22 protein-coding genes and 1 pseudogene are annotated in these 25,052 nt (G+C 70.6%); 11 read left to right on the top strand and 12 right to left on the bottom strand.

What is annotated here, in order from left to right; genetic code table 11:
- Nucleotides 1–1,252: GAF domain-containing SpoIIE family protein phosphatase (locus tag QK440_RS35650; protein ID WP_282797410.1), on the bottom strand; the 1,252-nt coding region annotated here is incomplete at its 3' end.
- 148 nt (nucleotides 1,253–1,400) lie between these two features.
- Here QK440_RS35650 and QK440_RS35645 point away from each other — a divergent pair.
- Nucleotides 1,401–1,562, top strand: coding sequence for a hypothetical protein (locus QK440_RS35645; RefSeq protein ID WP_282797409.1), 162 nt, complete (start codon nucleotides 1,401–1,403; stop codon nucleotides 1,560–1,562).
- Between the two features lie 576 nt (nucleotides 1,563–2,138).
- On the opposite strand, the gene QK440_RS35640 is transcribed toward QK440_RS35645, so the two are convergent.
- From QK440_RS35640 to QK440_RS35630, 3 genes are all read right to left on the bottom strand, one after another.
- A complete protein-coding gene (locus tag QK440_RS35640; RefSeq protein WP_282797408.1) occupies nucleotides 2,139–2,585 on the bottom strand; it encodes a thioesterase family protein in 447 nt (148 codons plus the stop codon).
- Nucleotides 2,586–2,712: 127 nt separating this feature from the next.
- Entirely contained in the window at nucleotides 2,713–3,909 is a 1,197-nt protein-coding gene (locus tag QK440_RS35635; protein WP_282797407.1) for a macrolide family glycosyltransferase, read from the bottom strand.
- 136 nt (nucleotides 3,910–4,045) lie between these two features.
- Nucleotides 4,046–5,608 (bottom strand): CocE/NonD family hydrolase, encoded by a 1,563-nt coding sequence (locus QK440_RS35630; protein WP_282797406.1) that lies wholly within the window; start codon nucleotides 5,606–5,608, stop codon nucleotides 4,046–4,048.
- A 1,569-nt stretch (nucleotides 5,609–7,177) separates the two neighbouring features.
- Here QK440_RS35630 and QK440_RS35625 point away from each other — a divergent pair.
- The 4 genes from QK440_RS35625 (at nucleotide 7,178) to QK440_RS35610 (ending at nucleotide 11,131) form a co-directional block, all read left to right on the top strand.
- Complete coding sequence (locus tag QK440_RS35625; protein ID WP_282797405.1) at nucleotides 7,178–7,675, top strand: peptidylprolyl isomerase; 498 nt, start codon at nucleotides 7,178–7,180, stop codon at nucleotides 7,673–7,675.
- Nucleotides 7,676–8,121: 446 nt separating this feature from the next.
- Entirely contained in the window at nucleotides 8,122–8,346 is a 225-nt protein-coding gene (locus tag QK440_RS35620; RefSeq protein ID WP_282797404.1) for a hypothetical protein, read from the top strand.
- A 911-nt stretch (nucleotides 8,347–9,257) separates the two neighbouring features.
- Nucleotides 9,258–9,614 carry a hypothetical protein gene (locus QK440_RS35615; RefSeq protein WP_282797403.1) on the top strand — a complete coding sequence of 119 codons (357 nt, stop codon included), beginning with the start codon at nucleotides 9,258–9,260 and terminating at the stop codon, nucleotides 9,612–9,614.
- An 8-nt stretch (nucleotides 9,615–9,622) separates the two neighbouring features.
- Nucleotides 9,623–11,131: an FAD-dependent monooxygenase gene (locus QK440_RS35610; RefSeq protein WP_282797402.1), complete on the top strand. Its 1,509-nt coding sequence runs from the start codon at nucleotides 9,623–9,625 to the stop codon at nucleotides 11,129–11,131.
- 119 nt (nucleotides 11,132–11,250) lie between these two features.
- Here QK440_RS35610 and QK440_RS35605 read toward each other — a convergent pair whose 3' ends face one another.
- Together QK440_RS35605 and QK440_RS35600 are read right to left on the bottom strand one after the other, a co-directional pair.
- On the bottom strand, nucleotides 11,251–12,054 hold the full coding sequence (locus QK440_RS35605; protein ID WP_282797411.1) for a class I SAM-dependent methyltransferase: 804 nt from the start codon (nucleotides 12,052–12,054) through the stop codon (nucleotides 11,251–11,253).
- A gap of 798 nt (nucleotides 12,055–12,852) precedes the next feature.
- Nucleotides 12,853–13,176 carry a hypothetical protein gene (locus tag QK440_RS35600; protein WP_282797401.1) on the bottom strand — a complete coding sequence of 108 codons (324 nt, stop codon included), beginning with the start codon at nucleotides 13,174–13,176 and terminating at the stop codon, nucleotides 12,853–12,855.
- A 331-nt stretch (nucleotides 13,177–13,507) separates the two neighbouring features.
- On the opposite strand from QK440_RS35600, the pseudogene QK440_RS35595 reads away from it, so the two are divergent.
- Nucleotides 13,508–13,653: pseudogene (locus QK440_RS35595) on the top strand (IS5/IS1182 family transposase); the annotation flags it as partial.
- Nucleotides 13,654–13,683: 30 nt separating this feature from the next.
- Here the strand turns inward: QK440_RS35595 and QK440_RS35590 are convergent.
- Nucleotides 13,684–14,034, bottom strand: coding sequence for a hypothetical protein (locus QK440_RS35590; RefSeq protein ID WP_282797400.1), 351 nt, complete (start codon nucleotides 14,032–14,034; stop codon nucleotides 13,684–13,686).
- A gap of 391 nt (nucleotides 14,035–14,425) precedes the next feature.
- Between QK440_RS35590 and QK440_RS35585 the strand changes: the two genes are divergently transcribed.
- The 4 genes from QK440_RS35585 to QK440_RS35570 all read left to right on the top strand — a co-directional run bounded on the left by QK440_RS35585 (nucleotide 14,426) and on the right by QK440_RS35570 (nucleotide 18,879).
- Entirely contained in the window at nucleotides 14,426–16,645 is a 2,220-nt protein-coding gene (locus tag QK440_RS35585; protein ID WP_282797399.1) for a helix-turn-helix domain-containing protein, read from the top strand.
- Between the two features lie 69 nt (nucleotides 16,646–16,714).
- Nucleotides 16,715–16,906 (top strand): hypothetical protein, encoded by a 192-nt coding sequence (locus QK440_RS35580; protein ID WP_282797398.1) that lies wholly within the window; start codon nucleotides 16,715–16,717, stop codon nucleotides 16,904–16,906.
- Nucleotides 16,907–17,383: 477 nt separating this feature from the next.
- Nucleotides 17,384–18,355 carry a ribosome-inactivating family protein gene (locus QK440_RS35575; RefSeq protein WP_282797397.1) on the top strand — a complete coding sequence of 324 codons (972 nt, stop codon included), beginning with the start codon at nucleotides 17,384–17,386 and terminating at the stop codon, nucleotides 18,353–18,355.
- A gap of 131 nt (nucleotides 18,356–18,486) precedes the next feature.
- Nucleotides 18,487–18,879 carry a hypothetical protein gene (locus QK440_RS35570; protein ID WP_282797396.1) on the top strand — a complete coding sequence of 131 codons (393 nt, stop codon included), beginning with the start codon at nucleotides 18,487–18,489 and terminating at the stop codon, nucleotides 18,877–18,879.
- A 155-nt stretch (nucleotides 18,880–19,034) separates the two neighbouring features.
- Here QK440_RS35570 and QK440_RS35565 read toward each other — a convergent pair whose 3' ends face one another.
- The 5 genes from QK440_RS35565 to QK440_RS35545 are packed head-to-tail and all read right to left on the bottom strand — an operon-like array spanning nucleotide 19,035 to nucleotide 24,140.
- Complete coding sequence (locus QK440_RS35565; protein ID WP_282797395.1) at nucleotides 19,035–20,261, bottom strand: MFS transporter; 1,227 nt, start codon at nucleotides 20,259–20,261, stop codon at nucleotides 19,035–19,037.
- On the bottom strand, nucleotides 20,258–21,538 hold the full coding sequence (locus QK440_RS35560; RefSeq protein ID WP_282797394.1) for a glycosyltransferase: 1,281 nt from the start codon (nucleotides 21,536–21,538) through the stop codon (nucleotides 20,258–20,260). Before QK440_RS35560 ends, QK440_RS35565 begins: the two co-directional genes overlap by 4 nt.
- 30 nt (nucleotides 21,539–21,568) lie before the next feature.
- A complete protein-coding gene (locus QK440_RS35555; RefSeq protein ID WP_282797393.1) occupies nucleotides 21,569–22,276 on the bottom strand; it encodes an SDR family NAD(P)-dependent oxidoreductase in 708 nt (235 codons plus the stop codon).
- Nucleotides 22,258–23,622 carry an AprD4 family radical SAM diol-dehydratase gene (locus QK440_RS35550; protein WP_282797392.1) on the bottom strand — a complete coding sequence of 455 codons (1,365 nt, stop codon included), beginning with the start codon at nucleotides 23,620–23,622 and terminating at the stop codon, nucleotides 22,258–22,260. The genes QK440_RS35555 and QK440_RS35550 overlap by 19 nt, the downstream gene beginning before the upstream one ends.
- Complete coding sequence (locus tag QK440_RS35545) at nucleotides 23,598–24,140, bottom strand: hypothetical protein (RefSeq protein WP_282797391.1); 543 nt, start codon at nucleotides 24,138–24,140, stop codon at nucleotides 23,598–23,600. Before QK440_RS35545 ends, QK440_RS35550 begins: the two co-directional genes overlap by 25 nt.
- A 416-nt stretch (nucleotides 24,141–24,556) precedes the next feature.
- Between QK440_RS35545 and QK440_RS35540 the strand changes: the two genes are divergently transcribed.
- Nucleotides 24,557–24,835 carry a hypothetical protein gene (locus tag QK440_RS35540; protein ID WP_282797390.1) on the top strand — a complete coding sequence of 93 codons (279 nt, stop codon included), beginning with the start codon at nucleotides 24,557–24,559 and terminating at the stop codon, nucleotides 24,833–24,835.
- Nucleotides 24,836–25,052 lie beyond the last annotated feature (217 nt).

The raw sequence follows: 25,052 nt of genomic DNA, 5'->3' as shown, positions 1-25,052 counted from the left end.
TGGCGCCCTGCGCGGTACGGGCTTCGGTCAGCCCGTCAGTGTAGAGGAACAGGCCCTCTCCGGGTGCCAGGCGGAAGGTGCTCTGGGCGAAGTGAGCTCCGGGGAAGGCGCCGATGAGCATGCCGCCCTTGGGACGTACCGCCTTGACCCATACCGGGCCGCTGTCGTCGGGGCGCAGGTGGTAGGCCGCTGGGTGGCCGCCGGTGGCGAGGGTGACGGTGAAGCCGCTGTCACCCTGGGGTATCAGGAGGCCGAAGAGGGCGGTGCAGAACCGGCTGCCGGCGGTGACGTCGGCGAGCAGGGCGGTGTTGAGCGTGTTCAGGACGGTGACCGGGTCCGGATTGAACTGGGCCGCGGCGCGCAGGGTGTGGCGGGCCAGTGCGGTGACGGTCGCTGCCTCGGGGCCCTTGCCGCACACGTCGCCGAGGAAGAACGCCCACCGGTTCTCGTCGACGGGGAACACGTCGTAGAAGTCACCGCCGACGTCATGGGCGGAGGCGGTGCGGTAATGACAGGCGAGTTCCAGGCCGGGCACCACGGGCAGCGCCGGGGGCAGCAGGGTGCGCTGGAGCGTAGAGGCGAACGCCGCGATGGCGGCCTTGTCCTGCTCCGCCTGCTGGCGCGCCGCGCGTTCCGCTTCGGCACGTGCCCGCTCGGTTTCGGCGTGGCGGCTCTCGGCCGCCCGCCGCTCCTGCTCCTCGCGCAGGGCGTTCATCGCCGACAGCCGCAGTTCCATCTCGTCCAGCACGATGGCAGCCAGGTCGGACAGGGTGGCGATGTCGTCCTCGGAGATGGAGCGGGGCTTGGTGTCCAGGACGTTGACGGTGCCCAACCGGTGGCCGTCGGGGGTGATGATCGGCGCGGCGGCGTAGAAGCGCACGCCCATTTCCCCGGCGACCAGCGGGTTGTCCGCCGCCAACGGGTCGCGGAGAGTGTCGGGGATCACCAGGGCGTCATCGCGCAGAATCGCCGAACCGCACAGGCCCGGATCGCGGCCGATCTCCTTGACGCCTTCGAGGCCGTGGGCCGCCTTGAACCAGATACGGTCGCTGTCGACGATCGTGACCGTGGCCACAGGGACGTCGAAGAGGCGGGCGGCCAGCGCGGCGACCCGGTCGAACGCGCCGTCGGGCGGTGTGTCGAGGATGTCGTAACGGCGTACCGCTGTGAGACGGGCCGCCTCCACATCCGGGTCAGGGACCAGCTCGGGAAGCCATCCCGAGACCGGGTCGGTGGAGGCCTGCTCGATCATCGGCTTTCCTCTCCGCGGGTGGGCCGCCGGGAGCGGCCCGAACCGACGCAGCCTAGATCGAGAACACGTGCAAGCGCCAATGCTGCGGTAAATGCCGATTTACCGCAGTAGAGCCCCTACTGTGAACATTACGGCCTGTATCGAGCAAGTGACTGAACTCGGGGCCGGGGGCGCGCTTCGGCTGCGCGCCCGGGAGGTACCTCTGTCCAACCCGTCCTCGTCGTACACGGCAGCGGTCGAGCGCTGCCTAACCGGCGCGGGCATCGCGAAGTCCTCCGCGCGGATCTACCGGATCTCGCTGACGACGTGAGGGGGATGCTCACCGGCGAACCGGCGAACCGGCGTCGGCCGGACCCGCCCGCCGGGGCGCGAAGCCGCCCGTCTTCCCCCTTCCCCTGCACCTTGGCGCGATCCGCCTCGGAACCCTCACCGGACATCGCGCCACCCCTGGACTGCTCATCCGCTCTCAGATGGCCGACGCCCTCGTCCTCGCCGAAACCGCCACCACCACCCTCCTCCTCACCCCAGAAGGAACCCACGACATAGGGCGGCGGGCGGGTGCGCTGCTCGCTGCCTTGCCGAGCCTTTGGGTGGCCAGCACGTGGTGCATGCCCGACTCGCGAGCAGGAGCTGGTGCAGGGCGGCTCCGGCCCGGCTGGGTCCTGGAGGATGGAGAACCAGGTCGCTCAGCGGCACGGCGTCGGGCACGGGTTCTCGGTCTCGCCACCTGCCTCATCACACACCGCCACATCCAACGCCTTTGTTAGGACCTCTAAGTGTCCCGCAGCGGCGAAGAAGCACATTGACCAGCGGCCTGAAGATCAACAGCGCCAAGGACGACACTGCCGCACTGAAGATCGCCACCAGGTGACCGCGCGGTTCCGCATCACCGGCTGCTGACGGCGGTGATCGGCGTTGCTGCTCCTGTGGATTGGTTGCCGGGTGTCAGGTAGCGAGAGTACTGGGCGCGTTCTTCAGGGCTGATGGCGGCGCGGTTGCCGGTGGAGTCGAAACGGATGACGCGCGATCGCACCCTGGCGTGGGTGCCGTGTTCGGAGGTGATCTCGGTGAGGAGCGTCAGGCTGGCCCGGCCGACCTTCTCGGCTTGCAGAGACAGCTCGACTTCGGCTGTCGTCCAGGGCAGCGGCATGGTGAAGCCGGCCTGGATCTCTGCGACACCCCAGTAGCTCTCGACGCCGTGCTCTTGCTGAAGCATCTGTGCCAGTTCGACGGCGGTGTCCTCGGCGTACCGGATCATCGACAGGTTGTGGACATTGCCGTAGATGTCGGCGTCGCTCATCCTGATGTGCCGACGGGTGGTGAAGGATTCCATTGATGTCCTGCTCGGGGAAGGTCCTGCAGAGGGACCGAGACGGTTGTGCACGTGCCGTCGGCCGGAGATGAGGGCGTGGTGGCCTTGGGCTGCCGGCCGGGGTCGAGATGCAGATGCGGTGGCCGGGTCAGTGCCCGGTCGTGGGCGTGTCTGCGAGTGCCTTCTCCACGATGTCGGCCGCGGCTGCGGCTCCACCGGCCGCGGTGATGTCCTGGCGGAGCCTGGTCACCGCAGTGGCGATCTGCGGGTCGTCCATGACTGTCTGGACCGCGTTACGCAGGGTTTCGGCAGTGGCCTGGTCTCGTGGGAGGTGACGTCCGACGCCGAGTTCTGCAACCTGGCCGGCGTTGACCTTCTGCTCGGCCATCTGCGGCACGACTACGACGGGCACCCCCAGAGAGAAGGCTTCCATCAGGCTGCCCATACCTCCGTGCGTGACGAAGGCCGAGGCTGAGGACAGGACATCGAGCTGAGGCACGCTCGCGTGCACCTCGAAACCGTCTTCTGCCTTGGCCAGTCCGGCTGCCGCCACCTCGGCGCCCACGCTCATCACGACGTGCCAGCCCTGGCCGTGGAACGCTTCGACGCACGCCCGGTAGAACTCCGGACGCCGGTTGAACTGGGAGCCCAACGACACGTACACCACCGGCTTGTCGTTCTGCGGCCTGCGCCAGTGGCCCTGGAAGGAGCGCTCGGAGAGGGCGGGGCCCACCCAGTGGGCCTCGCCCGCCCGCACCGTCTCCGGCCGCCGCTGGAAGGAGCGGGGGAAGAAGGCGACGGTGCGCGGCGGGGCCAGGGTCAGGGAGTGGACGCCGCCAGGCACCCCGTAGTGGGCCAGCGCGCCCGCGAGTTCGGAGAAGCCGGGAATCTGGGCGATGTCCGCCAGACCGAAGAACTCCTGAACCGCGCCCTCGTAGGGGATATGTGTCGGTGCCAGCTGGATGGCGGGCACCTTCCAGCGCGCCGCCAGCAGCGGCCCCGCCCACGCGTACACGTCGGCCAGTACGACGTCCGGCACGTCGTCGGCGAACGCCTCTTCCAGTTGCGGCAGTGCCGTCACATTGACGCCCACAGCCAGGGTGACCCCTTTGGCCATGTCCTCGGGGGCCTCTTCCGCTGGGGGTACGTCATAGAGCACGGGCGTCGCGCCCGCCGCCCGGACGCCGTCGGCGAACTCGGCGGTCACCGCGTAGCTCACCCGGTGACCGCGATCAACCAGTTCCCGTACGACGGCGAGGGTGGGGATCACATGACCGTGCATCGGCACGTTGAACACCGCCACGTGCCGTGCGATCCCTTGACCGCCGACCACAACGTCCCGCATGAGCATCGCTCCAGACTCCGCCCCGCAGCAGCCGCGCCGCGGGGAAACCGATGTGCCATGCCGTTAACGTGATGGCCATACCGGCGGACACGGCCCGACGCCTTTTCCGTCTCCGCACGGCCGGGTTCCTCCCTCGTCACCCGGTACGGGCGGGGACGCTCAGGTGGGTGTCCGCCGCCGAGAACGTCATCGAGGTGCCCAGGGTGCTGTCACCGGTGTAGCGGTGGTCGCCGCCGTCGATGACGAGGGCGAGACGGTGTCCCTGCGCCACGTCCCATGCGGAGGCGGGCATCCGCAGGTCGACATCGATCGCGGTTCCCGGCCGCGTGCCGGTGAACGTGTAGGGGGCGTGGCTCACCAGCCGGGCCACACCCAGGGTGTCGACGTCATACAGATAGGCCACAAAGGTGCCTTGGGACGCGGTCGAGGTCACACGCGTCCGTACCCGGGGTGATCCGCGCAGCGACCACGGAGAGGCGAAGGGGTCGCTGCGCCAGACGGCTGCCAAAGGCGGGGCGAGCACGGGCAGGGCGGTGGTGGGAGGCAGGCCGAGAGAGTCGGCCAGCCCCGCGACCGGAAACGGTCCGGAATCCGCGGCCGAGTCCAGGTCGGCCAGCAGACGCGGGTCCTGTCCTTCGTGAAGGGGCCGCACCCGCACGGCCGTGCGGGTGCCCTCCATCGCCTTCCAGCTCGGGTAGGACTCCAGCTCCGAGGAGTTACGCGACCGCAGCAGGAGCGGTGCGAGACGGTCCGCGCCGTTGGGGCGGCCGAGAAGGAAGTGGTCGAGCCACCGTGCGGCATGTGCGCGGACGGTGGTCTCCGGATGCAGCAGGGATGCTTCGCGAGAGCTCGAATCACCATGGCCGCCGGGGTTCATCCACAGTTGCCGGGGGCCGCTCAGTTCGTCCAGCAGCCTGCCCGTCTGCCCGGCCGGCACCAGCGGATCGTTCCATTCACCGGCCATGAACACCGGCGTGCGGCGGGCGTTGAGCGCGGCCGTGAAGGTGCGGACGGAGCGTGCGCGCGCCCAGGCCCGCACCCCGGTCAAGTCCCTCCCGCTTCCGATGTTCTCGAAGGCTCGGCGCGTCTCAGGGCTCATCCGCCCGCTGAGCATGCCGATGGCCTGCTGGTAAGCGGTGATCGGCGCGGCACGGGTACCGCCGGGCGCGAACGCCTCGAAGAGGTCGGTCCACGGGCACAGGGCAGCTACCACCGTGACCCGGGCGTCGTGTGCGGCCGCGTTCAGGCTCACGGCCGCGCCGTAGGAGGAGGCGTACAGCCCGACCCTGCGCCTGTCTGCCGGCGTGTGCGCCAGCGCCCACGAGATGACGTCGGAGACGTCCGCCACGTCCCGGGGCCCTGCCATGTCGGCCGCTCCGCCGGAGCGGCGGAACCCGCGGGGGTCGTAGGCAACGACCACATAGCCGGCGTCCGCCAACTGCTTCTTGCCGTCGAGCAGCACGTCTTGCGGCATGGTCACCCACGCGCCCGGCATGACGATCAGCGGATGAGGTCCCGCCTCGGCCGGAACGTAGACAGTAGCGGCGATACGCGTGCCGTCACGCATAACGACCCTCGCGCGAGACACCGAGGGCGTACCGCCGTCCTGCAAAACGTTGCCCACCGCTTGCCCGCCACCGGCTTCCGCAGCAGCGACCACACTCCCCTGACCAGCCACAACTGAAGCGAGCAACGCCACAGAGACCGCGCCTCGCCGCGCAGCCGATGTCTGCCCACCGCTCATGGAGTCACCACGGCGTACCGTCCTCATGTCCGTCGGAGGAGACGGCTACCACGAAGGCCCACGTACGCAGCCCCCCTCCCCGGACCTCAACGACGCTCGGCCCGAACTGTCACGCCCTGCGCCCGCCCGACAGCAGGTGAAAGGACCGAAGCGATCCAGGATCGCACCTACTTTCGCGGAGGCCCCCGCTTGTGCCCAAGCCGCCCGCTGCGTCGGCGCACCAGGCGGTGGCGCGCGGAAGGGCCGCGATGGCGACGTTGACGGCGGCGACCGCGAGCATGGCCCGCAGAGCTGGCTCACTGGCCCTGCCAGAGGCAGGGGAGAGCAGCACTTCCAGCCGCGCAGTCGCGGCGGCGGCCACGCGTGCGGTGCCCGGCCGTCGGGGACCACGCGTGCGGTGCCCGGCCGTCGGGGACCGGGCATCTGGTCGCGTACGGCGGCGGCCGCTGCCGCGGCGGCCGCCGCGGCGATGTCCTCCGGGGCGCCGGTCGTCTCCAGCAGCGCGCGGACGGTGGCCCCGGCCAGGTCGTGGGCCAGCGGTACGAGGTCGACGTCGCGGCCCGCGCCGAGCGGGGCCAGACGGCGGTTGAGGGAGTTCCGCCACACCGGGCGCAGCCGCTCCACCCCGGCCGCGCCGAGGTTGTCGACGAGGGCGCGCCGGGTGGTGCAGTGTCCGGCGTCCTCCTGGTCGAACAGGGCGCCGCCTGCGGACAAGTTCTCGCGCACCGCCCCCGGTGGTGCCGGCGGCGGTGCGGTCCAGCGGGATACGGGTGAGGGCCTGCCGGTAGGGCCCGGAGCCGTGCACGAGCACCGCACCGCCGATCCGGGTGACCGCCCGGCGGCGGGTGGCGGCGAGGAGGGTGAACAGCAGGGGCGGGAGCGGGTGTACGCGCACCGGGCGCGGCGCCGGGCGGCACGGAGGGCGTATGCAGCGGGAGCGGTGGGAGCTGTGGTCACCTGATGTGCACCTGCTTCGGGTCGGCGTCCGCTGGTGGCGATGCTCGCCGAGGCAGCCCTCGACCTGCCCGGCCCGTCACCCCATGGGCACCGTAGCGCTCCGCGGTCGCGCGGACGGTCTCGTGGATGTCGCGCATGGTGCCCGCGAACCGGGCCTGTGTCTGGTAGGGCGCCGTGGACGCCGCCCTTGCCTTCGGGAGCCGCTGGCGTTCCGGCCGGCCGGGATGATGCGCCCGCGGCGCGCGCAACGATGGCCTGCTGATGCGGCATGGCCAAGATCCTGTTTCAAGGGTTTCGGTGCGGGGCGAGGCCCCCTTCGGGACGCTCCGCAGAGGGGACCCGACAGCGCCTGCGGCCAGCTAGGGGAAACAGCCACCATATCCTCAGGGCCCGGCTTGAGGCTCGCACCGTTCAACGACGCTGCCATCCCAGTGTTAGACGTCGTTTCTTATGGCTGTCGGAGTGACGTGAGAGTCTCCTCGCGTGAGCTACGACCTGGCTGTCTGGGAGGGCGAGGGGCCGACGAACGACAGGACTGCTGGCCGAGGAAGTGACAGGATGAGGACCATGACAGTCCAGGTATATTTCGACATCACCATCGACGGCAGGCGCGAAGGGCGCATCAGGTTCAAACTCTTCGACGATGTCGTGCCGAAGACCGCAGAGAACTTCCGGGCGCTCGCCACCGGCGAGAAGGGCTTCGGTTACGAAGGTTCCGGCTTCCACCGCATCATCCCCGACTTCATGCTCCAGGGCGGCGACTTCACCCGCGGCGACGGCACGGGCGGCAAGAGCATCTACGGCGCCAAGTTCCCCGACGAGAACTTCCAGCTCAAGCACACCAAGCCGGGCCTGCTCTCGATGGCCAACTCCGGCCCCGACTCGAACGGCTCGCAGTTCTTCATCACCACGGTGGTCACGAGCTGGCTCGACGGCAAGCACGTCGTTTTCGGTGAGGTCGCGGACGAGGAGAGCATGGCCCTCGTCAGGAAGATCGAGAGCTTCGGCACGTCTTCGGGCACCCCCAGGGCCAAGATCGTCATCTCCGCCTCCGGCACCCTCTAGCGCCTGGTATGAGCCCTCGTCTCACGGCGAATTCGAGGCATTGCGTTCCATGGAGGCCGCCGGCGTTCGTCGCTCGGACATGGAGGGTGTCCCCGGCAAGCAAGCGGTGGAGGAGCAGCGACAGAAAGGGCAGGCGGTTCCGTTGAAAACGTCTGCCAGCAGGTCTGTGATCCCTGTCGGGTCGTTTCTCTGAGAGAAGTACCAGGAGCACACCACGCGCTGGTGGTCACCGATGTCGGCCGCTGTGTTACGGGAGCGGGGGAGAAAAGATTTTCCATACTCCGAGGAGTACGCCGAGCTAGTCACCGTCAACAGATATGGCAAACCTGTCCAACAAAGTTCAGTGACTTTCGCGTTCACCACAGCAAAAAAGTAGGGCTCAGGCGAGGGGGATTGCGGTACCGGACGATGCCACGTTCCGAGACCTGCGGCATTTCGTTGATGCGGTGCTCATCGCTTCGGGTGTCGAGCCGCGCAAGGTGCAGGCGCGCATGAGGCATGCGCGCCTGTCGGAGACGCTGGACACCTACGGCTATCTGGTGTGGGAGGTGGACTGGGAAAACGCTCCGGCTTCGTTCGAGGAGCTGTACGGCATGCCGGCGCCGCCCGGTCTTCCGGCGGCTGCCCCGGTGCCTCGCGCCGAGCGCAGGGGGCAAAGCCGAGATGGCTGAGTGCTGTCGCGGTCCACGCCGTGTGCACGCGATGTGCACGGGCGCGGGAAGAGCTCTGAGTAAGCGCAGCTCACAGGGCGTCCCTGCGGAGGGCCGACGTGTCCTGCCTGGACTGAGGGGACTCGCCTGCCTTCCCGCCTTGGTTCGCCGGTGTCGCCCCCCGACCGTAAGGCCCACCGCATTCACTCCGAGCGGGTCACCCGCGCCCAGCAGTGAAGGGGAAGCCGTTGTGTGGGGCAACATCGTCGCTGTCGTCGGCACGCCGGCCGGTGTCTTGCTGGCCGGCGTGACGCAGCGCTGGACGGAGCGCCGGACACGTGCCGAGCAGTACCGGCAGACGGTGGCGGACCGGGTCGGTGACCTGCTGGACGCTGCCCTTGAGTTCCGAGAGCTGTGCTGGCTCCGGGCGGACTCCCTGCGGGCCGGGGAGGGCGAGCCGGTCGACCGGGCAACGCGTTACCGGGCCCGCAGTGCGGTGACCCGCGCGCGGGACCGGCTCGCCGACCGCCTGCCCGGTCACGACGTCGCGGTTCGTACGACCACAGGGGTGATCAGCACACTGGCCGTCTTCAGTGACTGTCCTGGGCCGCCGATGAAATCTGTGCCTGTGACATTTCGCGAGCCCATGTGGTCTGCGAGGTTCCCGGCTGGCGGGCGAGGCGTTCGTCTGTTCGCGCTGCTCCCCGACGAGGACTGGATCCCCGGCAGCGGCCGCTCCAGGGCGTCAGCGCAGCGGTCGTTGAGCGGTGTTCGTGCAGGCGGAGTGCCGGGTGCGTGCCAGGCGGAAGGGGCGGCATCCGCAGCAGCGCCAGCCAGGACGGCGACGGTACGACACATCCGGGGCACGGAGGGACAAGGCAGTGATGAGGACGCTACGCGAGCGTATCGGAACAGTAGTGACTCTCGCGGGTGTGGCCGCCGCAGGGGAGTCGGTGCGGCACACTGCCGGACACGTGCGCGACGACACCTACGAGGCGCCGCAGGCCCGGCTGGGTGCGGGCCATGTCCAGTACCACATGGCCCGAGAGGCGCTCATCACCACTGCGGCCATAGGCGTGCTGGTCACCGGCGCGCTGGCAGGACCGCACAGAGACCCGCTCTTGTGGCGGGCCATGGCGATGGTCTCCGCCGGCCACTGCCTGGCGATGTGGAGTGCCGGAGTGGTCACCGGTCGGCAGGTACCCAATCGGCGGGCGGTGCGGACGCACATGGTGTCCATCGCGGGCCTGATCATCGGTGTGACCCTGCTGCGCCCGAGCAAGCGGTGAGCTGACCGGTGCCGCAGGTGATCGTCGCCGGGGCCGGCCCGGTCGGACTGCTGGCAGCCGCGCTGCTGGACGCGGCCGGCGTGTCGGTGGAAGTGTTCGAGCGCAGCGCCGGACCGAGCCGGAACGCGAAAGCGATCACCGTGCATCCGCGTACCCTGGAGGTGCTCACCGTGCTGCGCACCACCGGCGGACAGCGGATCGCCGACATCCTGCGGTCCTACGGAACTCCCTTGCCGCGTGCGCACTTCGCCGCGCTGCCGCAAACGCTCGACTACTCCTGCCTCGACACCCCTTACCCGTTCGTGCTGATGGTGCCGCAGACCCGCACGGAAAAGGTGCTCGCCGACCACCTCGACCACCGTGGCGTGCGCGTCCACCACAACACGCCGGTGACCGCACTTGAGCAGGACACCGCAGCGGTACGGGTGAGCACCGGACGCACGGTGCATGAAGCCGGGTACCTGATCGGTGCGGACGGCGCCCATAGCCTCGTGCGCCGCCATGCAGGCATCGCCTTCCCGGGCTCTGCGCCCAGTGCGGTGCCGTTCGTCGCCGACGTGGTCCTGGCCGACCCCCGGCCCACCGCATCCCACTACTGGAACCGGCGGACCGGTCTGCTCAGCGTGCTGCCGCTACCAGATGGCCTCAACCGCGTCTTCGGCGCCGAAGTCACCGACACACAGCTGACGCCCCAGCAAGCCCGCCACCGGCACAAGCAACCGCTCACCCTCCCTGTCCTGCGGGACACCATCCACCGGATCACCGGCCATACCCTCGACATCCGTCACGCGCGCTGGCTTTCGCGCACCACAGACGAGAACCGGCACGCCGACCGTTACCGGACCGGTCGAATCCTGTTGGCCGGTGACGCAGCCCACACCCAACTGCCGGCCGGCGGCCAGGGCCTTAACGTCGGCCTCCAGGACGCCGCCAACCTGGCCTGGAAACTGGCCGCTGAACTCCAGGGCTGGGCCCGCCCCTCCCTGGTGAACGGCGACCACAGCTACACCCGCGAACGCCGGCCGGTGGCCGAGCAGCTCACCACCGACACCCTCGGCCAGGGCGCCCTGATGCACACCTTCACCCACGGCGGCGAAGCACTACGCGCGATGTTCTGCGACCTCCTCACACAGGACACGCCCACCCACGAGCGCCTGGCAGGCTGGCTCTCAGGTCTGACTGTGGCCTACGGGACCGCTGAGCGCGCCGAAGCCGGCCACCCCCTGACCGGCACCAGAGCGCCCGATCTGGCCGTGCGTGAGGGATCGCTCCTGCGCATGCTGCGCCCCGACCGGTACCTGCTGGCCGACTTCACCTCGGCTGCGGAGTTTTCCGCGCTTGCCGGGCCACGCGTCCACGTGACGTCCGCCCGGCCCCGGCCAGGAGCCTGGTCCGGTCTTGCCGCGGCACTGATCCGTCCCGACGGATACGTCGCTCATGCTGCTCATGCGGGCACAGAACCGGAAGTTACGGCCACCGCCGTCACCACATGGACCAGCCCTCATCACGCCGCCTGAACGATAGGCGGTGCGCGGCGCAGATCTGCCGACACCGGCCGAAGCGCGGCGCGGGCTGCCGCAGGACATCAGCTCCGGGTGGTTCCCGGCGGGGGCAGAGCGTGTTCCGGCCTCGGCGTCTACCCGGGCCGACCTGCCGTGATGAGGTAGTAGTCAAGGATCCGTTGCTCGTAGGCACGCAGGAAGTTCCGCGGCCAGGTCTCCGGGGCCCACCACTGGCTGAGCCAGCGGTCCCACCCCGGCCAGACGTGCGGCCCGATCGACTCGACGCGCACGCTGGTGAACCCGGCCTCCATGAACACGTCTGCGAGCGCCTGCACCGGCCGTGCGATGTCCAGGCCACTCGCGTAGGTATCCAGCAGCCGTGCTAGTTCCCCGGGCCGGCCAGGCGCGTCGTCCACGGTGAAGAAGCTGGCGACGGCCACCCGGCCACCGGGTCGCAGCACCCTCCACGTCTCTGCAGCGAAGGCGCCGAAGTCCGGGAAGTGCTGAGCAGCCTCCACGCTGATGACAGCGTCGAACTCACCGTCGTCCAAAGGCATGCCGTCCGCGGCCCCCTGGACGAACCGCAGCCGTGCCGGCTCCTCCCGAAGCAGGTCGGCATGCGCGCTGCGCGCCCGCCGCAGCTGCAGGGGATGAATGTCGATACCGGTGACCGTGGAACAGCCGTACCCCCGCAACATCACCACGCATCCCATGCCCAGCCCGCAGCCAACTTCCACAACCTTCGCCCCTCGTGACAGCCCGGCGGCGTCCAGGACGAACCGATAGAGGTCCTCCTGGCTGCGGATCCGATCCACCTCACTGAGCGGCAGGCCAAGGTCCATGGCTTTCCAGTACCCGAAGTTGATGAACCCCCCGGCGAAGACCCGATCACCGCTCAGATCGGCCGGACCATACGTCTCCCGCACCACGGGCCGCATGATGTGGTGAACCCGCCGGGCACCGTCTGACACTGCGTTGCACCTCCTGAGAACTCAATTCGTACGGGGCATGCCACCGCGCGAGTTCCCGACGCGCCGTGCCCGTCTTCTTGCCCGGCGTCCATGCCGAGGTCGCGGGCGTGCTGCTGCGGGCCTGGAGGATCCGCTGGACCGCCGGTGTCGACAGTCCGTCCGACACCAACATCCTCTGCAAGGAAAGATACGGCGAGACACCCAATTCGGTCGTCGTCGGCACAGTGTCCGACACCAGGCCTCACCCGCTCCCGTGCGACGAGGACCGCGAGCAACTCAAGTCCGGCTGGCACAAACTCGCCCTGAGCAGCCACCCGCAGCCACCCCGACGCCGTGGCCGCGCTCGAGGTCACCGACGCCCGCGATCCTGACCTGTTCCCGTTCGGCGCGGTCACCGAAGTCGCCGTACGGCCCGGCGCGTCAACGAACGGCCGCTGCCCGGCCGCGCGGAGCACCTGCTGCCGGCCGACTAGCAGACGGTCCTTTCGGCGTGTGAGACCGGCCTCGGAGCCCCCGGCCTCGCCGACGAAGCGGCTCACGTCGCCGGTGCCTTGCAGACCGTAGGGTTCTGCTATGCGGTCGCTACTCTCCGGCCGGTGAGCGACACCCGCGCGCCCCAGGCGACGGACCTGGTCTACGACGTCCTGGCCTCTGGAGGCTCACCCGGGACGGCCGCGCACGAGGCGCTCGTCCTGCTGCGCGCCGTCCGGCCGGACGCCCACGTGCTGGGGGCGCCGTACGTGCACGTCGGTCCACGAGATTGCCTTAGCTCTGCGCCTCGGAATCGAGGCGCGCAAGCCCCTGCTCCCAGCGTCGTTGGCGCTCCTTGTCGGGCTGGTCCCACCACGGGGTGCCGCGTTCGCCCAGCGCGACCTTTGCCTGGTGCACGCGTGCACGAGCTGCCTTCTCGGCGGTCGCGTCGCCCGCGGTCGTCGCCGAGCGCACCGCCCGACGAGCCGACATGAGGTGATGCCGGAGACGCGCTGCGATCTCCTCGGGGATCGACGGGTCGGTTGCCCGCCACTTTCTTCCGCCGATGATGACGTGGTGCCCGTCGGGGGTGGTCTCCGGTGGCTGGTGTGCGTTCACGCGAACGATTCTGCCCACTCTGGTGCATGTGGCGCGTCACCCTGGCTGTCGCCTTGCGCCTCACCTCAGCGGAGGACTCGGCCGGGTGGCTGCTCGGGGCGACCGGACTGGAGCGTGTCTCTTTGGTGAGCTCATCAGTCGATGGGTGTGCCTGCCCATTGATGATCACTGATGCGATGTGGGGCCGGATCGAGCCGCTGATGCCAACTGGTCCGGTCCGCGGACGGCGGTGGGCCGACCACCGCCGCACGCTCGAGGCCATCGCATTTCACCATCGTGCGGGCCCACCAGCACGATGGTGGAGCCCTCGGAAAGGGGGCCGAAGGGCGAAGCCGACCGCGCCTACTCATCCCGCGCGATCCGCAGCCACCTGCGCCTCCGGCGGATCCGCGCGGTCATCCCCAGCCGTCCGACCAGATCGCTCACCCTCTGCGGCGGGGACGCCGAGGCGGACGCCCACCCGGCTTCAACGCGGATGCCTGCAGATGCTGACCAGGGAGACAGAACCTAGTCGTAGGTCTGGCTCAGTGCCCAGAGGGCCCAGACGAGTACAGCCAGTGGCAGCACGACAGCCACCGTGCCGAACGCGATACCCGCCCGCGCCCAGAAGGGATCGGCCCCCTCCTTGTTCCGCATCCTGCGCAGCGCGACGAGGCCGGAGACGATCGCAGCGATCCCCAACGGCACGATGAAGTACACGGGAAGGAAGCGGACCCACGTCGGGACCGGGGCAGGCAGCAAGGGGCACACCAACATCGCTGTGGCGGCGGTCCCCAGCCACAGCGACACCCTGCCCTGCGACCGCTGCCGCGCCTTCGCCTGTTCACTCTGCCCGGTCATCTGATCGACGGAACTCATGCCGCGGATGCTAGGCAGCGGGCAGCGCGCTCCGCTTGGGCGCGCGTACCTAGATCGCCCTGAGTAGCCCGCAGTTGACGATCCAGCGGCTCCACCAGGATGTGACGGCCAGGGCGTGGGCCCGCGAGGCCGAGTGGGAACAGGGCCGCACCCGGCAGGCGGCGGCGAAGGCCCGTGCCGAAGCCGCGGCAGCGCAACTGCCCGCCGCCCGGGCCGCGCCGGTCGTCATGTGGGTGGCCGGGTGGAGCCGGCCCCGCGTTCGTGCGCCCTTGGGGCATCCCAACGGAACCTGGACGCTGCACGCACTTCTACTTGCAAAAGTAGGGTGCTGCATACTTTTGCGGGTGGGGTTGCGCATCCGGTGAGCCCTGGCGTTGTGGGGGCTTGGAGCATGGGCACGGGAATACCGGCTGACGGCGACTTCGGTGTGCTTCTGCACAGCCTGCGCCAGAGCGCCGGGCTCACGCAGGAGGAGCTGGCGCAGACGGCGGGGATCAGTGTGCGGGCCCTGTCGTACCTGGAGCGTGGACGTTCGCGGGGCCCGCAGCGCCGGACCGTGTCCGCCCTGGCCACGGCCCTGCGTCTGAGTCCGCAGGACGCGGGGGAGCTGGAGCGCCTGGCGAGGCTGGGTCGGCCCCGCCGAGCCTCCACGGCGCGAGTTCTGCCGCCTGTCGCAGTGCCGGATACCGCGGCGCCCGCGGGTGTGCCCGATCTGCTGCCGCGCGCGCCGCGCGGCTTTCACGGGCGGGCGGCGGAGCTGGCCGCTGTGTCCCGGGCCGCCGAAAGTCAGGCGCCGGTCTGTCTGGTCGTCGGTCCCGCCGGGGTCGGCAAGACCGCGCTCGTGCTGCACTGGGCGCACCAGAACCGTGCCGCGTTCCCCGGCGGGCTGCTCTACGCCGACCTGCGCGGCTTCGGCGATCAGGGCGAGCCGGCTCTCGTGGAGGTGCTGCGCGAGTTCCTGCTGGCGCTGGGCGTCCCGCATGAGCGGATACCGAAGTCGGTGAACGGCGCGGCCGCGTTGTTCCGGTCGCTCGCCGCTGACCGCCGACTCCTCGTGGTGCTCGACAACGCGCGGGACTCCGAGCAGGTCAGGCCGCTCCTGCCGGGCGGGCGCCGCTGCGTCACCGTCGTCACCAGCAGACACCGGCTGGCGGGGCTGATCGTCACCGACACCGCCCGGTCCGTCGCCGTGGACGTGCTCGGGACCAGGGACGCCACCATGCTCCTCGCGGGCGTACTGGGCTCGGAACGGGTGGACGCGGAGCCGGAAGCCGCGCGGCGGCTGGCCGAACTGTGCGGCGGACTGCCCCTGGCGCTGCGGGTGGCGGCCGCCCGGCTGGCGCAGCAGCCCGGCTGGTCGCTGGCTGCGTTGGCCGCCGAGCTGTCCGACGAGACCCGCCGGCTGAGCCTGCTGGACGTGGAGGACACCGGCGTACGAGCGGCGCTGCGGGTGACGCTGCACCAACTCCCTGAGCGCGTACGCCGCCTGTTCGCCCAGCTGGGCTGCCACCCCGGCACGCACGTCGACCGGTATGCCGCGGCGGCCCTGGCGGACACCGACCCGGCGGCCGCCGAGGCCTGTCTGGAGCGGCTGGCCGTCGCACACCTCGTCACCCAGACGGCGCCCGGCCGCTGGACGATGCACGACCTGGTGCGGCTCTACGCACGGAGCCTGGACGCCGGGCCCGATGCGCTCAAGCGCGTGCTCGACCACTACATCGCCACCGGCATCTCGGCGGTGGCCGCGGCCGAGCCCGGCAACGAGGACTGCTTCCCGCTGCCCAAGGACTACCTGCCGCCCGTGGCCGTACGGGAGTTCAACGACCGGCCCGCCGCCGTGGCCTGGTACGCGGCCGAGAGGGACGACCTGATCCTGGCGGTGGCCGCGGCGCACGCCGCCGCACTGCACGAGCGGACCTGGCGGATCGCCCTGACGCTGTGGCCGCTGATCGTGTGGCGCGTGCGCGACGGCTGGGCCCCGCCCCTCGAGACCGCGCTCGAAGCCGCCCGGGCCGATGCCGACCAGCACGGCGAGTCACGAATAATCAACGTGCTCGGCTGGATCCTGATCGAGGAAGGGCGCGTCCCGGAGGCGCTCACCCACTTGCAGGCCGCCCGCGCACTCGCCTCCCGGACAGGTGACGCGGTGGCCGAGGCGAACGCCCTGATCGTGCTGGCCATGGCACAAGCGGCGCTCGGCAGCCTGGAGGAGGCGGCGCAAGGATGCCGACGGGCACTGGAGCTGGCGCGCCAGGCCGGTGACCGAACCCTCGAGAAACTGGCCCTGCAGCACCTCGCCCGCCACTGGGCCGACGCCGGCCAATGGCACCAGGCCCTCGACACCGCAACCCAGGCCCTGGCTCTCCACCGCCCGGGCACGACCGACATCCCCCGGATCCTGCTGCTCATGGTGAAAGGAGAGGCACTGCTGGGGCTTGGCAACCACACCGAGGGCCTCAGGCAACTCGACCTGGCGGCCCGGGAAGCGGAGTCCTCCGGATACGACGACGGCGCGGTGCGGGCGCTCGCCGCTCTGCTGCGCGTCTCAGCCGACGCGGAACTCCAGGCACGATACGACGCGGCACTGGCGCGACTGTCCACCCGGACGTGACCGCCGACGACCAGGGCGCCGCCCCCGGCCGGGCAGGCTGAGCGGGCGGTACGCGCGAGACCCGCAGGCGTGTCGCCCCGCACCGAGCCCCGCCCGCAGGCCAGACTCGGCGCCCTGGCACGGGAGATGGACCACGACGCCGCCGAGCGCAGCGCCGATGCCGCCGAGCGGGACCCGCAGGGCCCCACCGCGGTCCCGGGGTTCGCCGAGCGGGCCGCGGCCGCCGACGACGCGCACGACGACACGTACGACGACGAGTAGGCGCCGGTCCGGCGCCGGTCCGTCTACGCGGCCGGCGTGGCGGGGCAGTCCGGGTGGTTGGCGAAGAACTGCGCTTCCGCCCGCATCGGCCCCGGGGCCCTGTCTCTGACCCACGGTGCACGTATCCCGCGACGGGACCGCGTCGGCGGGCAGAGCACGTGGGAGGGAGCGGAGTCCGGCCCGCACAGGCGTCTGCGGGATGGAACCGGCAGAAGTAACCCGGCTTCTACTTCTGCCGGTGGAATTGCCTGGTGGGCCTCGGCGGGGCCTAGTTGACTCGAGGACACGGCAGGCAGAACCGTCCCCGAGTACGCGTGAGGCCTTCAGTGATGTGTCACGTCCTGTTCGCCCGCCGAGCGTGAGGCAGCGTGACCGGCGTACCGCGGATTTCTGTCACCAGGCACCAGGGGGAAGCGCCGGTTCTGATGTGCCGCTTCGCCCTGCCGTCCCCGTTCCACCACTCAGAGAGAAGCGTTCATGAGCGAACGAGCACTGTCCCGGCGGTCCTTCACGAGGATCGGCGCTGCGGCGCTGGCACTCCCCGCCCTGGGGGCGCTGCAGGGCCTGGCCGCACCGCACGCCTACGCGAACACCAATAACCTGTGGTCCGACATGGACTGGCGCATGGCGGGCTACGAAGAAGCGCGCGGCACCATGGACGCCGCCCGGCAGGGGTCGCAGTACCAGAGCCTGGTGCGTGGGCTGCGCGGCCTCACCAGCCAGCCGATGGCAGGCGCACAAGGCGACCCTCGGTTCCTCGACACGACAAGACGGGCAAGCGACCCCTCCCTGCGCGTCATCCGGATCTTGCTCTGGAACCCCCTCGGCCGGGCCCACGTCGCGCTGTACTTCAACGTCGACAACCTCTACCTGATGGGCTTCAGCTCCCACGGCCAACACTTCCGCTTCGACGACACCTCTTTCAGTCACCTGTCGCAGAGCCTCGCTCGCCGCTTCGGCGGGCCCGCTCCCTTGGTCAGGGTGATGCGTTCCACCGGGCGCTACGCCACGCTGAGCGCTCCGGCCGAGTGGCGGGGGAACCAGGTCTACACGACGCACAACTTCCTGTTCCACCTGTCGACCCTGGAAACCGCCAACGAGCACAACATGAACGCCGTAGATGTGAATCGGGCGCTCGCCTTCTTCATCGGCGCCACGTCCGAGGCCGCCCGTTTCGGCTGGATCGAGGAACGCGTCGCCAGCGTCATCGCGCGAGGCTACGACCCGGCCGACCCCAACCACCCGGCGCACCTCGGCGCTTTCGGCACCGACCTCCAGAACGCCTGGGACCCCATGTCCGTGATGGTCCACCGGACCCTCCAAGGACGCTCCGACATCACTCCGGTGCGCATCGACCACCGCGTATACAACAACTGGCAGGAGGTATCGTCGACCAGCGCCGGCCCCCGCATCGCCCCTTTCATCGGCATTCTCGGTAAGGGCATCTGACCTGGCAGCGCCGCGGCGTCCGGCCCCCGTCCACCACGGGGCCGGACCCCGGCTGCCCATGTCCAAGTCGTCCTCAACTTCCGCCTGACCAGTTCGCACTGAGGCGGTCACCGACTTCGTATCATCGCGCGATGATGATCTGGACGGAGCACCCTGCCAAGGCGGACGTCGAAGCTGTCGTTCGCCGCTACTTCAACCTGCTCCGAGCCGAGAAGATCCCTGAGGCCGAACAGCTCATCGATCACCACCCGGTCCGTCATGTGCTCAAGTCGCTGTGGAACGGGTCCGTCAAGGCAGTCGCCGAGGGAGACGAGGCGAACGGAAGCCCTGCTGCCGACGAGTGGGAACAGGATCTGTCCTGGCTCGGCGAACTGAAGCTCGCGGCCTTCCACTGGGGCCACACCGGCAGCCATGTCCACATCGAGATCACCTACTGCGCGCAGACAATCGAGGTGGCACTGGGCTTCTGGGTCAGGTCCACCGACGCTGGCTGGGTCATCACGGGACCGGCCACGTACTGGTAGGACACGTAAAAGAGGGTTCGGCTCCCTCCCTCCTTGCTCCGCATCCTGTGTAACGCGACGAGGCCGGAAACGATCGCAGCGGTTCCCATCGGCACGATGAAGTCGGCCAGTCCGGACACCGTCGGCCCACGGCCGCCGCCGCCCGCTCATTGAGGTCACCGAGGGGCCGCGCGGACCCGCCCGGCAGGGTCGGAAGGCAGCAGGCGGGGTGTTATGGCGGCGATGAGCAGGAGGACCGCGCCGAACAGTGCCGCCAGAGGCGCGGGCGGGAGCCACCGCGCGCCCACGGCCCAGGAGGCGTACAGGACGATGGCGGTGGCCTGGCCGCCCAGCCGGGAGATGGACGGGACCGTCGCCCGTACCCGGTCGGGCACGAGGGGCTGGAGCCTCACCTGCGCCAGCAGGGTCGCGCACTGCAGGACGGCGAAACACACGGCCATGGGAACCACGCCGACCGCGTGGTCGGTCAGCGCTCCTCCGCAGAGCAGTACGGACGCCGCGGCCAGCAGAGCTGCCAGGTGCGTCGGCCGGACATCGCGCAGCGGGTCCACCAGCCAGCCGCCGACCGCCTTGCCCACCGACAACACAACGATGAGCAGGGGGACTTCGTACGTGGCGGAGCCATGGGCGCGGAACAGGAGCGGCATGTACTCCTCGACCGCCCACACGCCTTGCAGGACGGCGGCGAGCAGGACGGCGTGGCGCAGCACGGGCGAGTCGCCGATGCTGCGGAGCCCGGCCCGCAGCGTCCGCGTGGGGGCGTGCCGGGAGCCGGGCTCGGCGACGGGGCCGAGGGGGACGGTGACGCGTGCCGTGCGCGGCAGTGACAGGGCCGCCCCGGCAGCGGCGAGGCAGGCCGCCGCCGAGCAGCAGCCCACCAGGGCGTAGTGCCCCAGGGAGTACAGGGGGGCCGCCACCGCCGCTCCCGTCACGGTGGCCAGGAGCCCCACCGCCCGGGCCCGTCCGATGAGCCGTGGATAGAGGTGCAGTGACCGGTGTTCGGCGAGTTCGTCGTAGACCCACGCTTCCCAGGTGCCGGATGTCAGCGCGTCGCAGGCCGCCCACAGCACGATCCCGGCCGCGAAGGACGGATGTCCGGGAACCAGGCCCCACGCGCAGAAGCCGACCGCGCGCAGCAGCTGGCCGAGAGCGAGCAGCCAGGGACGCGGGACGTGGTCGGCCCACACACCGGACGGGACTTCCAGTACGAGTCCGGTGACCGACCACACCGCGAAGAGGGCCGAGACGTCGCCGGACGTCAGTCCGTGGTCGGTGAAGAGCAGGGGATAGAGCGTGAGGACGGGGGTGAACTCGTTCAGTCCGGCGAACGCGTACAGCCGCACCAGCACTCCGCGCGGCGGCCGGGGCACGATGGCCGTCACAGGCTCCTTACCAGGCTCCGGTAGAGGGCGTGCAGACGGCGGGTGCTGCGCTCCGTCGCGTAGGCGGCCGCTCTGGCCAGGGCCTGCTCGCCCAGGGCCTGGCGGGTGCACGGGCGGGCCGCGAGCCGCAGGAGCGCGGACGCCAGGGCGTCGGCGTCCCCGGGGGGCACCAGGATTCCGGCCCTTCCGTGGTCGAGCACCTCGGGCACCCCGCCCACCGCACTGGCCACGACGGGCTTGCCCAGGCTGAGGGCCTCCAGGAGCGTTCCGCCCAGCTCCTCGTGGAGCGAAGGGACGACCACGACGTCCGCCCGGGCCATCGTGTCGGCCATGGTGTCGCGGTCCACGAAGCCGGGCACCTTCACCCACTGCCGCAGCGACCAGCGCCGGACGAGGGCCAGGCACTGCGCGCGCTCGTTCCCGTCTCCGTACAGCTCGAACTCGACGGAGGGGACGGAGGGGGCGGAGGGGCTGGAGGGATGTTCCGCCGCGGAGGTACGGAGCCGGCGCGCGGCCTCGACGACACAGCGCCAGCCCTTCTCGGGGGCGAACCTGCCGGCGTACAGAACGCGCAGAGGATCGCCGTTCGGGCTCCCGCCGACCGGGGGAGCGGGCGGGCGGGTGGGTCTGAATCGGCTGTCGACCACGTCCGGGATCACCACGATCCGGTCCTCCGCGCAGAGCCGCTGTCCCAGATAGGTCCGGCGCAGCCGGTCCGTGAGTACGATCACCGCGTCCGCGCGGCGTACCGCGGCGGCCTCGCACCGCATGGCCCACGCGCGCAGCAGTCGGGCGTGGGCGCGCGCGGGTCGCTGCCAGGTGCCGATCGCGCTGCAGTGCACGGTCAGCAGGGTGGGGCGGCGTGCCAGGCACTTCGCCGCCAGGGCCGCGAGCCAGGACCAGGGCAGTTCGCTGCAGTGCACATGGACCAGGTCGCAGCCGCTCGCGCCGCGCCCCGGGCGCAGCCGGCGCAGCGCGAGCCAGCAGCCGGCCGCCGCCGCCCAGCCGGGGAGCAGACCGAGACGGCCCTTGCCCTTGGTGCGAAGGCCGAGGGAAGGCACGGGGAGGAAGCGCAGCCTGATGTCCCGGCCTCGGCGCTGTGTGCCGTACAGCCGGCAGCGGGCGGGCAGGAGTACGGTCTGTTCCACTCCGCGCGCGTCCATCGCCTCCGTGAGCATGGTGATCTGTATCTGCATGCCTCCGACGGGCTCGAACTGCATCTCCGTGTCGGTCAGTCGGCGCTCCGGCAGGAAGTAGTAGGGGGTGAGACGCAGCACACGGAGCGACCGCGGACCCGGGACAGGCACTCAGCACCCCTCCAGGTCGCCCACGCGGAACACGCGTCCGGTGGGGGCATCGGCGGCGGCCGCGTGGAGCCGCGCCGCCCGGGCGACGAGCCGTGCCGCCTCGTCGAGGTCGTCGGGAGCGTCGGGTCCTCCCATGTCGGTGGGGATCCAGCCCGGTTCGACGGCGTTCACCAGGATGTTCTCCGCTCGCAGGGCCACCGCCAGGTTCGCGGTCAGGGTGTTCAGGGCCGCCTTGGACATCCGGTAGCCGAGGTGTTCTCCGGTGGCTCGTTCCGGTCTGGCGTCCGAGCTGCTGACGTTCACGACGCACGCCGCGCCCGCCGCGCGCAGGAGCGGCCGGAACGCCTGAGTCACCAGCAGCGGCCCGATCGCGTTGACGCGCAGCGTCCTGGCGCAGACCTCGGCGTCGACCTGGGAGAAGTGCAGGTCAGCGGGGAGGAAGACGCCGGCGTTGTTGACGAGGGCGTCCAGGCCCTCCGTCATCTCCCGGACCGTGCGGGCCGCCGTGCCGATGCTGTCGGGGTCCGCCACGTCGATGGCCACGTGGGTGGCGTCACCTCCCCGGGCCCGCAGCGCCCGCGCGGTCTCTTCACCCGCAGCCCGCCGCCTGGCCCCCACCAGGACCCGCCACCCCTGGTCGGCGAGGAGCTCGGCGGTGCGCTGCCCGAGGCCGCGGTTGGCACCGGTGATCAGAGCGCATCGGCCCACCTGTTGATCCTCTCCGTGTACGCGGCCAGTGCCGCGGCCGGGGCCTGCCCGCCGTTGATCCGGTGCAGTTCGGCGACGAGGTGCTGGGCCTGGGTGAGCTCCTCTTCGCTCAGGTCCTCGGTCCCCATGACCGCGTTGTAGCTGGTGAAGTGCGCCTGGTCCCCCGAGATCCAGCCGCGCTCCAGGGCGAGTTCGTGCAGTGCGGTTCCCGGATACGGCGTGATGACGCCCACGTTGAACTCGGTGGAGTCGAGCCCCAACTCCATGACGAACCGGAGGGTGTTGGCGATCGAGTGGCGGTTCTCGCCGGGCAGGCCGAGCAGGAGCAGGAAGAAGATGCGCAGGCCGCACTCGCGCGCGGTGTCCAGGAAGGCCCGTACGGTGGTGAGGCTCAGCCGCTTGCGTACGGCTTCGGCCTGCATGCGGGTGTCGCCGCTCTCCACGCCGACTTCCACGCCCACGCATCCGGCCTCCACCATGGTCCGGATGAGTTCCTCGTCCAGACGGTCGATGCGTGTCTCGCACCACCATTTGAGGCCTGTTCCCGTGCGCTGGATCGCCTCGCACAGCTCCACCGTGCGCTGCCGGTGGAAGGTGAACACGGGGTCCCTGAAGACCACGGCCGTGATGCCGAGCTTCGCGCACTGCTCGAACTCCTCGGCGATCCTCTCCACCGGATACGTACGGATGCTCCTGCCCTCGCCCAGCGGATAGGGGCAGTAGAAGCCGCAGGGGTAGGGGCAGCCGAAACTCGCGTTCATGGTGGTGATCCGGTGGCCGTCGAGGGCCGGGAAGGCGTAGTCCCGGTGGTCGATCAGGTCACGCGCGGGGAGAGGCTCCGCACTCAGGTCCGTGAAGGCGTGGGTCAACAGCCGTGCGTCGGCGGCGGTTTCGGTGGTGACGCATCCGGGCCCCTCCGCCGCTCCGGCCAGAATCCGTCCCGCGGCGGACACCGCCTCGGGCAGCAGCACCCCGTGGCACCCGCTCAGGCCGAGGATCTCCTGCCACTGGTCCAGACGGCGGATGCTGGTGTACGCGTAGCAGCGCGCCCCTGCGTGAACGAACTCCGCCAGGCGGGCCACGTCCTCGCGCATGCTCGCCAGCGACACGTGGCAGATCACCGAGTCGCCCGCGCGGGGGTCGGCGGGACCGGTCACTTCCTCGTCCACGACCACGGGGACGAACCCGTCCGCCCGCAGGACCCCGGCGAGACGCAGCAGGTCCAGGGGCGGCAGGAAGGTGTGCTCGTCCATGTTGGCCGTGCCGAGCCCACCCGCGTAGGTCCGCTGCAGATTGCGCCCGAACGACGTCTTGGGGCTGATCAGGAGCACCCGCTGTGGGGACATGTCCGAGCCCTCGCCCTCTCGTTTCCCGTCTTCCGCGTCTTCCTCGTCTTCCGCTCTTCCGCCCGGATGACCGGCTTCCATCCAGCTACCTGGCCAACCGCCGCATCGGCTCGCTCCACGCGCACGGCTCTCCTCTCCCGCAGGGACCGCTCGGCCGCCTCTGCCACGCGCAGCGCGGCCAGGGCGTCCTCTCCGGTGCAGGGGCTGGCAGCCTTCCCCGCGGCGACCCGCAGGAAGAAGCGCAGCTCCGCGCGGAACGCGTGGGCGAACCGGTCCAGGAGATCCGCATACACGGGCCCCGTCGGCGCCCGCCGGCCGTCCGCCGACGGCAGCGGACCGCGCTCGTCGAGGCCCGCCGCCAACGCCCCCTTCGCCCCGCACGCCTCCAGGCGGACGTCGTACCCGGCGCCGTTGTGGCGGGTGGCCGTGCACACCGCGACGGCTCCGCACTCCAGGGTCGACGCTCCGGGCCGGAACGGTTCCGGTGTTCCGTGCGAGGCGGCGTGCGCTGTGCGCATGGGCCGCGGCGACCGTCACGCTCTCCACACCGTCGAGGGCGTTCAGCACGCACGCGTAGAAGCCTGCGATCCGCCCCGCGCCGATGAGGCCCAGTCGCATGGGACAGTTCCTTCCCCGCCTCGGCAGCAGTCCCAGGAGCATCCGCACCTCAGTTTTGGCCGTGCCCATGCCACCCGCAATCCCCAAACCCGCCAAGTGGAAGGGGTTTCCCGCGCTCGGTGCGGCCGCAGCGGCACCGGGAGGGTACGCGTGCTGTTGCTGACGACGGACGGCAGCGGGGCCGGTGCGTCGAGCGGTTCGGCGAGGGGCATGGTGGGGGAGCGGTCGAAGAGGGACACGCGCGGGATCGCCGTGTTCTGCCTCACAGGCGGGGCTGCGGTGTGACGAGGGGCAGTCGGGAACCGTCTGGGAGGGCATGAACGACTTGAGTGATGAGGACATCGCCCGCGCGGTACGCGGCATCGTCGCCATGGAGGTCAGCCGCGACACTCTGGCCGCCCGCGTCACAGAGCTGCGCACCGCCACGGCCGCCGAGGACCTGGCCGAACGCGACCGCTGCGGGAATGCCATGGCGGACGCCGACGCCCGGATCCTGCTGGAGTCCATCGAGGTGCTCGACCGGCTCGGTATGACGGCTGCGGCCATGGCCTGCTCCCACGTCGCCCAGGAAGAGGGTCTCCTGCCACCTGCCTGACCCCCGCCCCGGGCGGCGAGCGGAGCAGCGGGGCTCCCGCAGCCGGCGCAGCCGACCGTCCGTCGTGCCAGTGGCCGGTCACTCGTCGGTCAGTGGTGGTCCAGTCGGCGCTGCCATCGTCGTGGGGGGGGGGGGGGGGGGGCGGGGCGGCGCCCGCGGCGGGGGGGGGGGGGGGGTGAGCAAACAAGGTATAAGCTGGGGGGCCGGGGGGGGGGGG

It is taken from the genome of Streptomyces sp. CC224B, from assembly GCF_030010595.1.
Taxonomy (GTDB): domain Bacteria; phylum Actinomycetota; class Actinomycetes; order Streptomycetales; family Streptomycetaceae; genus Streptomyces; species Streptomyces longispororuber.
This window is presented reverse-complemented; position numbering and strand designations above follow the sequence as displayed.